The following is a 15,174-nucleotide window of genomic DNA, read 5'->3' as shown; positions in this document are numbered from 1 at the left end:
CCGTAGGACCGCACAGCAATCGACGGCATCGATTCAAAGTCGGCCCCCGAATCAGGCCACAAGGGCCTGGGCTACAGTGCGTGGTGTCAACTCGTCCCTATGTGGCACGACACTCCGTGTCGTAAGCCCTGGGGAGAGATTCGCCAATCGACAAACGTTCCCTCAGGCAAAGCTATGCCAAATTCCAACGACTCGGAGAGTCGTGCTACTTTCTTCCCTGAAAGGGAATCGTCTATCAGCCCAGTGTTGGTTTTCGGCGAGTTCCACGAGCCAAAAACCTACGCTGGGTAACGATGCCAGCCACGGATGAACACGGATCGTCATGGATGGGGTAGCCTCTTGGGCTTCGCCCACCGACAACTGGGCGTGGTGTGTTTTGCGGAGTGGCAATGCGTGGTGCGCCCAGCTGTCGGTGCTAGCCAAATGCCGAATTTGAAACAGTAAGGCGCGTTCTCCGCTTCCCACCTCCCCGGGCCTGATAGCCCGACCCTCCGCCAGCGGAGGGTGAATTTGGTGCTTGGATTCTCACCAGATTTCGCTGGGAATTGGCCACTGATAGTGTTCTAATGAACAGTGCATTTGGTCCGTTGTTTATAGTCAGTAGTCCGTTGTTGGAGAGTGAAATGGTTTAGCAGTTTTTGAGTTCCAATGAATTACAGAATCGACACGCTGCGAAGGGTTGTTTGCGTGGGCGTTCGCTGCTGCGCGAATTGGTAATGCAGGTGATGGGGCTGCGTCGCTGTCGCTCCTGGACCGCATCCTACAACTTGCGCGTTGGTAATGCGTGTGAAGTGGCGGGCTGAGATCTTTCAGTCGCTGGAAGCTCCTTCAAGATGACATTCCGCAATCCAAAATCCCCAATCGTGTCTCCTCCCAAAATAGTTTCCCATGGGTGGGAATCTATTTTGGGCGACTATCGCGGAGGTGTTGATGCAACTCATGGCTAACAAACGACTTGCGATTGATTCCCAGCGCGAAAATAGATTCCCACTCGATGCGTTATTGGGAATGGGAATCTATTCGGGCGCGAAAACCACTGGTTTCATAGAGTGGGCGCTAATTCAATTTTCCCATCGATGGGAAAATTGGGAATCTATTCGTGAGTGTTGGGAAACTATCCCGCTTGGAGTGGGGAGATTGGCTCCCTGCGGGGACTTGCGGAAATGGGCGGATCAGGGAGTAGCAGGGAAGGAAAGATCAGAAAGGCTGCCAAACGCTGACTTGCGTTCTACCTACTGTCGTGACGCCGACATCGGCAATCAGGCTGGCTTGTCTATCGTTCTTCCGTCGCCCGATGGGCAGCAAATGTTGAAGGGAGCGGTGTCGCCATCCCGTGCGACACCGGCCCCCTTCAAGCTGCCCAATTCAGTTGTAACTATCCGGCTACGATCGGCGGCGACGAGCGATTGCCAGTCCGCCGATGGTCAATCCGATGACCAGCACCATGGTGCTTGGTTCCGGCACGGTGGTCGGCTGTGCCGAAGCACCCGGCGCCGTGTTGCCGAAGTTCAGCTTCCACAGCGAGTAGTCGCCAGCGTCGACGATGCTCGAACCATCGCCGGTTCCCGGTGGCAGCACCGATTCGTCGGCACCCAGATTGTCGCGCCAGATGGTGTAGTCGGCGAGATTCACGATGCCATCGTTGTTGAAGTCGCCACTCAAGGCGGCCGAGATCACCGAGAGCGATCCATCGATCAGCAGGTTCGACGTATCCCAGGTCAGGTTGCTGTCGAGTCCCGTGGGAAGGATGAAGTCGGCAATGTCAAACGTGCCGGAGGCACTCGCAAAGTCGAACAGATCCCACGAGTCGCCTGCTTCGAGCGAAGTGGGCAGGACGCCGCCGCTCAGGTTGACCTTGAGCACTGCCCCGTCGGCCATGGTCAAGTCGCCACCGACGCTGATCTGGTCGCCGATGCCTGGGCCTGCGATGTCGAACTCGACGATACCATCGGCTTCGATCGACAGGTCGCCTTCGATGGTCATTACTTGGGGACCACCCAGGAATACCAGGCCGACGTTATCGAGCGTGGGCCAACCATCGGTCGATCCAGGCAAGTAGTTGTTGAACCGCAGGAACAATTGTTGGTTGCCAGCGCCGGTCAGGTCGAGCGAGGCGAGCACATCGGTGAGTTCCTGACCGCCAGCGGTGCTGGAGGCAATTTGGTACGAAGCCGAGTCGAGCAAGGTGACTCCATCGGCCCCACGTACGTCGGCATTGTCGCCGGGTACGAACGTGCCGGTACCGTTGTACGCGTAGACGCCAACGGTCATGCCGAGGTTGCGTCCGCCGGGGTCGTCGGTGGGGGCTCCCCAATCGAACTTCACGTCGAGCGAAGTGAGTCCACCAGCGGTGCCGATCGGTTGGTACAGGTAGCCACCGTCGTTCGGGTCGGGAGTGGGGTTGCCGAAGTCGTCGGCTTCGAACGACGAGAAGATGGCTGTGTTCGTGCCATTGGTGGTCTGGGCGTTGCTTTGCCAGGTGCCTTCCCAGAAGTTCCCGTTATTCAAGTCGAACCATCCGGTGACGTCTTCGATGTTGGCACCACCGCCGTTTTCGAAGTTGCCATTCGTGATGGAGAGGGTACCGGCCGAAGTTCCGATGCCATCATCGCCGACCTGAACGACGCCACTGGTGCGAACCGTTACCGAATCTTGCAACAAGCCAGCCCCGGTGAGGGTGCCGCTCGACTGCACGGTAACGTTGCCGCCGACGGTGTTCTCGAACGATACGTTGGTGTGTGCGCCGGTGATCGAGATTGTGCCTGCGCTGATGTTGCTACCCACAAAGTTGTAGGTGGCTCCACCGCTGACGGTCATCGTGTCAGGCGAGACAGTGCCGGTCACGTTGACCTCGCCTTGTCCGGTTGCGCCGAAAGTAACGTTGTCGAAGTCGTAGAACTTGTTGTCGCTACCCGACCAGTTGTTGTTGCCGGTCAGGCCTTTATCCCAATTACGAATACCCGAGGCGCCGGTCCAGGTCGAACTCACAGCGCTGCCAGTCACATTCAAGTTGACCGCACTGGAACCAACGGAGATTGCGGCCGATTGGCGAGTGATGACCTCGTTGCCTTTGCGATCGACCACCGAGGCGGCGAAGCTCGCACTGCTGGCGCCGTTTTGCAGACTCACGGTGCCTGCGTCAACCAATGTGTAAGTGCCTGCACTGCCATTTGCCAGGCGATTGTTCACCGCCGAAAGGTTCACCGCCAGGGCGTTGGTCGACCCGTTGGTGTCGATCGTGAAGTTACCCGAAATATCGAGCAGGTCGTTCACCCCGGCACCTACCGTGGTAGCGCTGCCGAGCTGGAAGTTGAGCGATCCACCGCCGTCGAAATATTCGGCTCGTACACCACCGGTGACGCTGAGGGTACCGATGCCATCGCCCGGGGTAATCACGTTATCGTCATAAATGCCCAGAGTGCCGGAACCAGCATTGATGGTGCCGCCGCCCGAGAGTGCCTGGCCGACGCCGAGGTTGTAGTTGTGGGTGCCATCGGTGCCGTTGATGTCGTCCTGCCACGAGGTGACGTCGAGCGTTGCCTCGCTTCTTACTTGGATCGTGGAGCTAACCAATTCACCATTGCTGGAGCCATCCGACAGCAGTTTCAAGGTTCCTCCGCTAACGGTAGTCGAGCCGGTATAAAGGCTAGCCGGGTCGACGGAATTGTCCATCGTCCAGGTGCCGGTGCCCGACTTCACCACCGAGAGTGGTTGCGTCAAACCGTTGCTCACCAGCCCAATGGTGTTGCCGGTGGACGTGCCGCTAAGTTCCAGTGTATGGGCGACGTCGTTGGTCACCGTCTGGGCGGTGCCGACGGCCACGTTCACATCTGTGGGATTAAGCACGGTCACCGCACCAGCGGTGCCGGAAGTGAGCTCGATGGTCGGCATCGTGAGCGTGGGAGTGCCGCTGGCGACGTTTGCTCCCTTGGTGAAGTTCAGGGTGCCGCCGGCCAGCTGAGCGTTGCCCATCGTGTGATTCACCGCACTGCCAGAAGTTGCACGCGAGGCTTCAATGGTAAAGTTGAAGCCGGTGTTGGTGCCGAGCTGCGGCATAGTGGTGATGGCTGAGTTCGAAGCCAACGACAACGTGTTGCCAGTGGTGGCACCTACTGCGATGCCAGAACTGGCTTGCAATGCGGAAGTGTTGGTGAGTCGCAGCGTGGATCCTGCGTTCGTGAAGTTCGTAGGACCGGTGTAAGTGTTCGCCGCCGCGAACGTGACATCGGCTCCCAGGTCGACGTAGACCTGACCTTCGCCTGAGATGATTCCATCGATGGTGCCACCGACATAACCACCGCCGACCGAGCCAGCATTCACAAAGAAGCCTTGGTCGCCGCCGAACAGGATGTTCGACGAGGTGGCAACCAGTGCGACATTTGCACCGCTGGGAATGGCATTTGGTTCGGTAACCGACAAGCGGCCGTCGGCCACGCGGAGATCACCCGTAAAGGTGTTGGCCTTGTCGAGAATTAGCTCGCCTGGTCCTAGCTTTTCGATGCCTTGGCCAGCCGAATCGCTGATGCCGGCTTGAATCCAATGGCGACCCCGCGGGGTGTTGATCACCGCTGCACCGTCGGTGCCAGTCGTACCGGAGAAGACGATGCTCTCGGTGGAATCCGCAGCAAGGTAGTAGTCTCCTGCTCCTCCTTCGTTGTCGAAGGTAAGCGAGTTCATCGAGACGGAGTTACCACCGTTGTCGATGGTTACCGTGCGGTTGGCGGAGATCACGTTGCCGAACATCACGTTCGCGTCGGCTCCAGGAGCAGCTCCGTTATTCCAGTTGCTTCCCGTGCTGTAAGTGCCATCGGCGTCGACCACCCACAAGCTGCCTTTCGAAAGCAAACCGGTGGATTCATTGAACGCCCAGTCGCCGTTGGTCCAAATGCCCGACGCCTCGGTAAAGGAGCCAGCGACGGTGTCTTGCACGTTGAAGTTGGTGTTGAAGGTCTCGGTGAGATTGGCGACGTCGACGAGCGCCCATTGTCCGGCGAGATCGGTCACACTGCTGGTGTTGAGCCGGAAAGTGCCGTCGAGATCAACCGTGCCACCGCTACCAGCGCCTGCTCCCTGGCCGATGCCAGCGGCCGCGCCGTTGTTGTTGATGGCAAACTGCAATTGACTGGAACTCGCCAGTTGGAGCGAGCTTGCCTCGATTACGATCACGCCACCGGTAAAGGTGTTGGCTCCGGTGAGGGTGACATTCGCACCACCGCCGAGCAGTAGATTGCCACCCCCGGAGAGCACGCCGGAGAGGGTGCTGTCGAAGCCGGTGCTCTGCATGCCATTGTCGCCAAAGAAGACATCGCCACCCGACAACAGGAGCGTTGCCCCGCTGGCGATCGAAACGTTGCCACCCGTCGGTAGCGCGTTGTTGTTCAGCACCGATAGCGTACCGCCGCTGATAGTGGTGTTGCCTGTGTACGAGTTGGCCGCATCGAGAATCAGCTCGCCCGAGCCGGTCTTAGTGAGGCCCGCGGAGCCAGCGATCTCGGCCTGTATCCAGTGACGCCCTGAAGCGCTCACGCTACCGGAAGTGATGGTGAGTGTCTGGGAAGCTTGCGGAGTAAGGTAATAGTCGCCATCGCCAGCGTTGGAGAAGCTCATGCTGCTGACCGTGGTATTCGCGTCGAGCGTTACCGTGCGATTGGCGGTGATAATATTGCCGAACGTTACATGCTCGTTCGTTCCAGGAGCGTTGTTGCTGTACCAGTTGGCACCAACGCTATAGATTCCATCGGCGTCGACATTCCAGGTATTCGGCTGCAGTAGCTGCAAGTTGTCGACCGCGGTCCAGGGATCCCCCGTACCGCCGGCGACGTTGATGAGTCGCAGGAAAAGCTCGTCCGAGGCTGCAACCCCCGCGAGGCTAAAGGTGTTTTGGATGCCGGTCTCGATGCCGCCAGCGGCCAATACCGACTGGTAGGTAAAGCTGTCGACCAAGGTAACGCCCGAAGCGCCATCGATATCGGTGTTGTCGGCTGGTACAAAAGTGCCATTCGACTTGTAGATGCCGATGGTCACGCCGACTTCGCGATCCCCGCCCGCATCGGTGAACGATCCGAGGTCGAATTGAAAATCAAGCGTGCTCGCCCCGGAGAGATTCGTGCCGATGCTCTGGTACGCCCAGTTTGGGGTGGCGTTCAACCAGCTCAGCCCAAGCACCGAGGTGCCGTTGGGCGAAACGTTCGGACCCGCCCAGGTCGACTCCCACCAGTTCGCGGTGTTCGTGGTCACGGTGTCGTACCACTGAGAAACGTTGGCCGTTTGCGCGGCATCGGCTTCAAAGTCGCCGTTGGTGATCGATAGCTGTGCGTCCGATGAGTTCGGTATCAGCAAACAGGCCATCGCTAGGGTAGCCAAAGATAACCAAGTGAAGTTCGGAAGCACTCGAATCGTTGTTGCGCGAGTACGCATGGAAGATACCTCTCGAGTTAAACCAAGCCGACTGCTGCGGAGCAGGTATACGACAAGCGACAGCAACCCAGTGGTGGCTGCCTTAGGAGTCCGCCGTAGCGGGAAGTGACCCGCGATCAATAAGTAAATGGACAAGTGACTCTCGACTGGTGAAGAAGAGAGCATGGTAAAAGAACAAGCTGGTCTCGTTAACGCAAAATATTCTCATGTAAATTCAGTTTTGGTTGTATGCCATATTAAGAAAAAAAGTTATCATTTTTGGAAGTGGGAGGATTTCTGGCGGTACCTTTTCGGGAGACGCGATCTTGCGTTCGTTACCTCGAGTAGCATTGTTGCTAGATGGTGCGCGGGGGTGGGATGCGGGGCTGTTGCGTGGATTGGCAAGGTACGCGAACTTGCATCGCTCATGGCAGTTCTTGCGACCTGCGGCCACGTACTATCAACGCTTTTCGGGCTTGGCCGATACGTCGTTGCAGGCGCTGCTGAAGCACCGCCCTGATGCAGTAATCATGCATGAATCGGAGATGTCGAACCACTTAGTGCGTTCTGGCATTCCGACCATTGTGATTCCGATTCGCCCTGTAAATCCCGATCGTTTTTACATTACGTGCGATAATGCTGCGGTCGGCGAGATTGCCGCCGAGCATCTGGTAGGGCAGGGGCTCACCCACTTCGCTTTCGTGGGCTACTCCGATGTGCGATGGTCGCAGCAACGGTTGGAAGCGTATCGCGATTACCTGGTTGCCCAAGGGCATCCGGTGCATCAACGACTCGTGCCGCTGGGGTCAGATGATTCGAAACGGGCGCAGTTGCACCGCGGGATGATTCACTGGTTACGCGAGTTGCCCAAGCCGATCGGAGTGTTCGTTGGCAACGACGACCTGGCACGTGCGCTTTCGGAGCTGTGCCTTTCAACTGGCATCACGATTCCCGACGAAATCTCGTTGATTGGCACCGATAACGACGAGTTAATCTGTGAGCTGAATAGCCCACCACTTACCAGTATTCCGTTTGCTACCGAGAAGGCGGGCTACGAAACGGCCGAGCTACTGGAGTGCCTGCTACGTGGGCGCACTCCTGAATCGAACACCGTGAATGCTGCCGCTTTGCAGGTGGTAGTGCGCCGATCCACCGACCGTCTGGCGATAGAGGATATCGAAGTGGTGAAAGCGGTGAAATTTATCCGCGAACACGTGTCGCAGATCATCCAAGTTTCGGATGTCGTGAAAGCGACCATGTTGTCGCAACGTACGCTCCACAACCGATTTAAGGCAAAAATGGGGCACTCGATTCGCAAGGAAATCAATCGCGAGCGGGCGAAGTACGTCGCTGGTTTGCTGGAGAGCACCAGTCTCTCCATCAGTCAAATTGCCTGGAAGTTGGGCTACGCCGACGATGCGCATCTGGTGCGGTTTTTCCAACGCGAAATGGGCCAAACGCCGGGCGCTTATCGGCGCCAGCTCACCTAATTCAGAGCAACATCGCGATCCCCCGCTACTCGGTGGCGGCCGGTCGCTTGGCGACACGTTTCCAAAAATGGCTATGGATTTTCCCAAAACGGCTTTCACGCGTTGCCAGCTTTCTCGTTAAGCTGAGAGCGTTGGAACCATGGCGGTTCAACGGATTCTTTTCGTTTCAACTCCTTATTGCTTCGCTTGGTTCTTAGTGTTCGAGGCTCGCTCACCAACCTTTGCTATGGGGGAAGGTGGAGTGGTCTCTTCAGTTTCTTGTCTTTTGTGTAGTACACCGCCGATTGTGGGCGGAGTCTTGTTGCATCCTGGTTAACAACGGAGAGCTCTAATGAAAAAACTGGTCTTCGCATTCTCTTGTGTGGCGGTCTTGGCCGCTGCGTCGGTGGGGTCGGCCGCGCTCGTGGTGACTAATGGTGACTTCGAAACCGGCGGCGGCGAAAACCTGGAGAACGTCACCGACTGGTCCGACTACAACACCGGCAACTTCTGGGAAGGGGCCTGGCAGACTAATGCCGACTGGATCTCTCCCAATGGCACTAACGTCGCCATGTTCTCGTCATTTGAGTCCGACGACTTTGGCACGCCGACGAACGACGTGAACGATGGCTCCTATCTGTATCAGAGCTTCGGCACTGCCGACGGAGCAGCCAGTGTCGATATCCAATTCGACTGGGGCGCGCCGAACGACGACCCCGGTGGTCGCGAACTCGGTATGACCGTTGGTATTTATGCCTACGATGGTTCGACCGGCTTTACCCCCGGCGATGGCAGCGACGTCCGCGGAGCCACCGGGGTAACCATGCTCGACTCGGCTTCGTACACCCTGAGTTCCACCGGTGTCGACGGATTGGTCGTGACCGAAAGGACTACCCTCAGCCTGGCGGGCGCTGGAACGCAAGAGTTGTTCCTGCGTTTCAATGGCTATATCCCCGGTACCACCGAAGCGTGGCCGATGCTCGACAACGTGAGCATCGTGCCCGAGCCAGCCAGTGTGCTGATGTGCGTACTCGGCGGCATCGCGGTGCTCGCCTGGCGGCGCAAGTAACGCCCCCCTCCAGTCGAGTACTGGAAGCGGTGTGGTTCGAACGCTCTCTCTCCGAAAGGGGCCCGCATTGGGCTGGGCCCCTTTTGTCGAACTGCGTCCTCGTTGTAAACGTTGTTGGAGCTATTTCTCGATCAACCATCACCCCAGCACCAGGCACTCACGATGCGTTTGCGTGTCGCTCTCGTCTTGCTTGTGATGATCGGATTCTCGCAAGTGGTTGCTGCCCAGTCGGTCGACCCGTTTGCGGCGGGCACCGTACAACTGCTTGATGGCAGCTACTACAAGCAGATGCAAGACCTTCAGGAAGGTCCGACCGGTTATCTCAGTTTCTTCGCGCCCGACGACTTGCTGTATGAGTTTCGCCAGCAAGCGGGGTTGCCTCAACCTGCTGGGGCGTTGGATCTCGAAGGGCGTTGGGAGGGGGATGCCAACGAGTTCGGCTTCGTCCGTGGGCACACGACCGGGCACTATCTGTCGGCTGCCTCGCGCATGGCGGCACTCACCGGTAATCAAACGTACCTCGACCATGTCGATCAGGTGGTGAGCGGCCTGGCCGAGGTGCAGGACGCGATGAACGACAATGGCTACTTGTCGGCGTTCCCCAGCACGCTGTTCGATCGGCTCGAGAACAATCAACTCTCGTTTCCCGATGCGTGGGTGCCGTACTACACGGTTCACAAGGTGCTAGCGGGGCTTAACGACGCCCACACTTACACCGGCAATCAGCAAGCCCTCGAAGTGGCCTTTGAATTGAGCGACTACTTTGTCGATCGGGTCGATGGTTTGCCTCAGAACGTGGTGAACCAGATGGTCACTTCGCATGTGAACTCCGGGCGCGAGTTCGGCGGGATGAACGAACTGCTGACCGATTTGACCGTGAAAGCGAGCGACGCCCGTGACCCCCGCGCGACCAGTTATCTGGAACTAGCCGACGTATTCAACAATCGCTCGCTGATGAACGAGTTGGCCGCTGGCAACGATGTGCTGAATGGCATTCACGCCAACACGCACATTCCTCAAGCGGTGGGGTGGGCTCGCTACGGCCAGATTGCCGGCGATCAGGACGCCACCGACGCGGCGGTGAACTTCTGGAGCATCGTGGTTCGCGATCATACGTTCGCCACGGGTGGCAATTCGTACGGCGAGTACTTCCGCACGCCAGGGCAGGAGACCGGCGCCGGCGGCGCGCTGCTCTCTTGGAACACCGCCGAAACGTGCAATGTGTACAACATGCTGAAGCTAAGCGAGCAACTCTTCGCCGCATCGCCGGAGTACAAGTACGCCGCTTATAGCGAAAACGCCTTGATCAATCACATCCTCCCCTCGATCGATCCGCACGAGGGGGTAACCACTTATTTCATGTCGCTGGAGCCTGGTCACTTTAAGACCTACCACACTGGTCATGTGCACGATGGTTCGTTCTGGTGCTGTGCGGGAACTGGCATGGAGAATCCCACGCGCTACGCGGCCATGGCGTTTTTCAAGAACGCGAACTCGCTGTTCGTCAATTCGTTCATGCCCGCCCAGGTCGACTGGCAAGAGAAAGGCATCACGCTCACGCAGTACGGCGATGCGACTACCGCCGACGAGACGATGCGCATGGTGGTGAGCAGCGACGGGCTCACGCAGGCGAACTTGCAGGTGGCGATTCCCTCCTACGCGTTTGGCGATGTTACGGTCACCATCAACGGCCAGGCGTACGAAGGCCCGGTAAATCGAGGGGAGTATCTGTCGCTCGATCGCGAGTGGCAAGATGGCGACGAAATCGAGGTGAGTTTCGACAAGCGGCTTTATTTGCGACGGTCGCGCGACGATCCCGATATGGTATCCGTGTACTACGGAGCGGTGCTCTTGGCGGGCGAGCTTGGCACCGCGGGGTTGCCGGGGGGCGACCAGCAGGCGCTCCACGATTGGGACTTCAGCGGTGTGTCCGATCCGTCGGTCCCAGCGATCGACGCCAGCGACGCCGATCCCGAAACGTGGTTGGTGCCGGTCGAAGGAGAAGAGCTGCATTTCGAACTCTACGATGATGGTCAGGCGACCGGCATCATCTTCAAACCGATGTACGAAACGCATCACGAGCGGTATTCGGTCTATTGGCAACTTAACGCTCCCCAAGCAACTCGCACCTGGCGCGGCGGGGGAATGAACACCTTTCAGGAGGGCACCAACTGGGACCTCGCCCCCACGGCCGGCGATAGCCTGGCGTTTGCTGGATCGCTGACCACCACGGTCGACAACAACTACGCAGCCGATACCGAGTTCGAGCACCTCTCGTTCCTCAGCGATGCGGCCGCGTTTACGCTCGCTGGCAACCGGTTACAACTGAGCGGCAATATCACGAACCTCTCGACGAACACTCAGACCATCGAGGCCGATCTGCGCTTCACGTCCGGCACGCATACGATCGACGCCCACGAAGGGGCGATTGTAATCGGCGGCAACATCTCCGGCGACGCGACACTGGTGAAGACCGGCGCGCAGCGGGTCACGTTGCTAGGCACCAACACGCATTCGGCTACGGTGGTGTCGCAGGGCGAACTGGCCATCGGCAACGGTGGCACCACCGGTTCGCTGGGGACGGGAAGCGTGGTGCTCGAGAACAACGCATCGCTATTACTGAACCGTAGCGACGAAACTTCGCTCGCCACCTCGATTTCAGGCGAAGGCAATTTGGTGAAGCAAGGTTCCGGCACCCTCACGGTGCTTCGCGAGCAGTCCTATCAAGGCCAAACCGTGGTCGAAGCCGGTACCTTGCAGCTCGGCACCAACAGTATCGGCCAGGGAGCGTTCTCGCTCGATTTCACCCAAGCAGGTGGCCTTGTCAACGATGCGAATGGCCAGGGTACCGGATTCACTCGGCGACTTGCTGGTACCACCAGTGCGGCAAACGATCCTCGGCTCGCACTCGATACAAACGCGGGCGTGCTCGAGATCACCTCGGGCGGGCCGGCCGATTTCAATGGCGACATCAATCTGCAGAACATCGAAGCCCCTGGCGTGAACCTCTCCGACCTTGGGCTGAGCGGTGACTCCGATTTTACGATCACCGCCAGCTTCCTGAACTCGCCAGACGCCCAGAACTATCGCCAATATGGGGTGTTCGTCGGCGACAGCGCGAATCGATTGGTCCGAGGCGGCTATCTGACCATCGACAACCATGGGGCGTTCGGAGTGAACAATGCGGGCGGAACCCCCTACGACGCGAACCTCGCCTACAACGCGGCCGGCGCCCCGGCGACTGGCGGCGAACTCGAAGTGGTGCTTGCCCGAATCGGCGGCCTGTTTTCGCTTACCGTGAATGGAGTGAATGTCACGCCCACTTCGCAGTTGAGTGAACTGAACAGCCTGAGTGATCTGACCCTCGGTGTGTTCTCGTTGCATACCAATAGTGCGTCCGGCGCGTTCACGGTGCCGCTCACGAGCTTCACGATCCAAAGCCCCGACCTGCCAGGCGAAATCAGCACCGGCTCGCTCCCCAGCGATACCGACGTGGTCGTGGCGGCCGGCGCGACGCTGGATCTGAACAATCTGAATCAAACCATCCGATCCCTCGCTGGCGAGCCTGGTAGTCAGGTGCTGTTGGGCCAGGCGGGAGGAAATACCCTGACCATCGCGCCGCAGGGGGCTGCATCGCTGTTTCAAGGCACCATCTCCGGGCAGGGCAGTCTCGAGATCCGCGGTTCGGGGAGTCAGTCCCTGAGCGGAGTGCAAACCTACACGGGCCAAACCATTGTTTCCAGCGGAACCCTTTCGCTGGTTGGCAACGGTTCGATCGCTTCGTCGTCGAGCATTTTCATCGCCTCGGGAGCAACGCTCGATACTTCGGGCCTGACGGATGCGTTTATCGTTGCGAGCGGTCAACGTCTATCGCTACTGGGTGGTGGCGAAGTGGGTGGTGATACGCACATCGCCGATGGCGCAACACTCACGGGCAGTGGCCGCATTGCTGGCGACCTCACCCTCGACAGCGGCGCTACGGTAATGCTTACACTCCAATCGCCCGGCGTGGGCGATACGCTCGAGATCACCGGCGCGCTCACGCTGGTCGATAACGTCATGCTCGACGTGTCGCTGGGCGACAGCATCGATTCCCTGGAGTTTCGCTTCGGCGATAGTTGGCAGGTACTTGCGTTCGACACTTCGGTGGGCGAAGTGAGTGAAATCGACTGGGCGCTTCCACCGTTATCCGCGGATCTGGCCTGGGATACTTCGGCCTTACTCAGCACGGGGGTGCTCGCGGTTGGTAGCGGGCTGGCGGGCGACTTCAATCGAGATGGTGTCGTGAACCTCGGCGACTACACCGTGTGGCGCGACCATCTTGGCAGTCCCGCTGGCACGCTGCCGAGCGTTGGCACGCTGACCGGCGCGATCGATCACTCGCACTACCAACTCTGGCGCGATCAATTTGGCCGCGCGTTACCAACTTCAAGTGTCGAGCAGAGCCACGTGCCGGAGCCTCACTCGGTGCTACTCACCATCATCGGCATCGCCCTGTTGGCGGTACGCGCGAAGCATTCCTAGTGACTCGTGGAATGCTTTCGGGGGTTTGCGGCAAAGGTAGGTGCCGTAGACCCCCTTTTGCGCTGTTAGATTCGGCCACCCCATCGAGCCTCTCAGCGTCACTACTTCGGATGGGGGGTGGCCAAAAATAGTTGTTGAATCGGCGCTACAGCTTGTTCTAATAGGGGGATGCTCAAGCGAAACAACTACGATACAAACGATCATCATCCGCTGACTTGGCGAGTGCGCTGCGCGTGCGCGAGCATCGTCGAGGTGATTTCGCGGTGCTGTTCGTCGCGGTTTTGCCCCCACTCGCGATCGGGCGGGGGCACAATCGCGCGAGGGCAGTTCTCGGCGGTTGTCGTAAGTGCAGTGATGCAAGTAGGTTACGTAAATCTCAAAAGCCGGCTGACCGAGAGTTTTGCCCCCACGAATCGTTTTCGCGAATTGGCAAGTGGGGGCAAAATCGTAAACCGTTGTTGGGTAACGAGTTACTACGGCAGTGAGCTGCCCCCACCCGATGCGACTGGGGGCAAAACGCCAGGCAGCCAATTCGGCTGGCGCGGTGGTTGGAGGGAATGCCTATGACGAACTAGTTTGCTGGCATCACCGCATCGAGTGCTTCGACAATCGCGGAGACATTCGCCTCGCGGGCGCCATGCCCCATGAGACCCACGCGCCAGCAAACGCCAGCAAACTTGCCGAGCCCGCCGCCGATTTCGATGCCATGCTCTGTGAGCAACTGTCGGCGAACTGCCGCTTCGTCGGCTACTTCCTCGGGCACGCGAATCAAGTTGAGCATCGGCAGCGAGTGCTCCGGATCGGACGCGTACGCAAAGTCTCGCTGTTCGAGTTGTTGTTTCAAAAGCTGATGCGCCGATTGGTGCCGCTCGTAGCGAGCATCGAGACCCTCTTCCAGGATTAGTCGCAGTGATTCATGCAAAGCGTAATTCATATTCACCGGAGCCGTATGATGATAAGCCCGCGAGCCGGTCCAGTAGTTACCGACCAACGACAAATCGAGATACCAGCTTCGTACCGGCGACTTGCGGTTCGTCACTCGGTGCATCGCTCGCTCCGACAGCGTGACCGGCGCCAAGCCGGGAGGGCAGGAGAGGCACTTTTGCGTGCCGCTGAAGGCTGCGTCGATGCCATGATGGTCAACCCGCACCGGCAAGCCGCCGAGCGAAGTAACGCAATCAACTACCAGCAACGCGTCGTGCTGGTGGGCGGCGTCGGCGAGTTGGTCGATCGGTTGCAGCACGCCGGTCGAGGTCTCGGCATGCACGATCATCACCAGCTTCGGTTGCAGTTCGTGGATGCGAGCGATCACTTCGGCTTGATCGAATGCTTGCCCCCACTCGGCTTCGATCGTGGTGACCTCACCCCCTGCACGACGACATTTTTCGGCAAACCTGCCACCAAATACCCCATGCACACACACCAAACAACGATCGCCCGGCTCCACGAGATTCAAAGCCACCATTTCGGCGCCGGCCGAACCGGTGCCGCTACAGGCCAGCGTCATTTGGTTTTCGGTTTCGAACACCGCTTGCAGCATCTCGCGGACTTCGTTCATCACCCGCATGAACTCGGGATCCATATGCCCAATGGTCGGCTTCGCGAGCGCGGCCAGCACCGACTCGGGAACCGGCGAAGGTCCCGGGCCATGGAGCAAGCGAGTGGGGAGTTCGAGCGGAGCGGGCAATGTCGACATATCACAGCCTGGGGAATTGC

5 protein-coding genes are annotated in these 15,174 nt (G+C 58.8%); 3 read left to right on the top strand and 2 right to left on the bottom strand.

Going from position 1 to position 15,174, the window contains the following annotated elements; all coding sequences use genetic code 11:
• Window positions 1–1,383 precede the first annotated feature (1,383 nt).
• Window positions 1,384–6,417, bottom strand: a complete 5,034-nt coding sequence (locus tag Pan181_RS16360) for a beta strand repeat-containing protein (RefSeq protein WP_197528419.1) — start codon at window positions 6,415–6,417, stop codon at window positions 1,384–1,386.
• Window positions 6,418–6,722: 305 nt separating this feature from the next.
• Between Pan181_RS16360 and Pan181_RS16355 the strand changes: the two genes are divergently transcribed.
• The 3 genes from Pan181_RS16355 (at window position 6,723) to Pan181_RS16345 (ending at window position 13,458) form a co-directional block, all read left to right on the top strand.
• On the top strand, window positions 6,723–7,886 hold the full coding sequence (locus Pan181_RS16355; RefSeq protein ID WP_145248219.1) for an AraC family transcriptional regulator: 1,164 nt from the start codon (window positions 6,723–6,725) through the stop codon (window positions 7,884–7,886).
• Window positions 7,887–8,217: 331 nt separating this feature from the next.
• Entirely contained in the window at window positions 8,218–8,934 is a 717-nt protein-coding gene (locus Pan181_RS16350) for a hypothetical protein (RefSeq protein WP_145248217.1), read from the top strand.
• 162 nt (window positions 8,935–9,096) lie between these two features.
• On the top strand, window positions 9,097–13,458 hold the full coding sequence (locus Pan181_RS16345; protein ID WP_145248215.1) for a beta-L-arabinofuranosidase domain-containing protein: 4,362 nt from the start codon (window positions 9,097–9,099) through the stop codon (window positions 13,456–13,458).
• 571 nt (window positions 13,459–14,029) lie between these two features.
• Here the strand turns inward: Pan181_RS16345 and Pan181_RS16340 are convergent.
• The gene (locus Pan181_RS16340; protein WP_145248213.1) at window positions 14,030–15,154 is read right to left on the bottom strand and encodes a pyridoxal-phosphate-dependent aminotransferase family protein; all 1,125 of its coding nucleotides are present in this window, start codon (window positions 15,152–15,154) and stop codon (window positions 14,030–14,032) included.
• Window positions 15,155–15,174: the final 20 nt, after the last annotated feature.

The sequence above is a fragment of the Aeoliella mucimassa genome (genome assembly GCF_007748035.1).
Taxonomy (GTDB): domain Bacteria; phylum Planctomycetota; class Planctomycetia; order Pirellulales; family Lacipirellulaceae; genus Aeoliella; species Aeoliella mucimassa.
The sequence above is the reverse complement of the archived record's forward strand: the minus strand, read 5'-3'. Positions and strand labels throughout refer to the sequence as shown.

Bases quoted from the DNA above. Each gene is read 5' to 3' on its own strand.
- Pan181_RS16360 (WP_197528419.1), bottom strand. From the start codon at position 6,417: ATGCGTACTCGCGCAACAACGATTCGAGTGCTTCCGAACTTCACTTGG.
- Pan181_RS16350 (WP_145248217.1), top strand. From the start codon at position 8,218: ATGAAAAAACTGGTCTTCGCATTCTCTTGTGTGGCGGTCTTGGCCGCT.
- Pan181_RS16345 (WP_145248215.1), top strand. From the start codon at position 9,097: ATGCGTTTGCGTGTCGCTCTCGTCTTGCTTGTGATGATCGGATTCTCG.
- Pan181_RS16340 (WP_145248213.1), bottom strand. From the start codon at position 15,154: ATGTCGACATTGCCCGCTCCGCTCGAACTCCCCACTCGCTTGCTCCAT.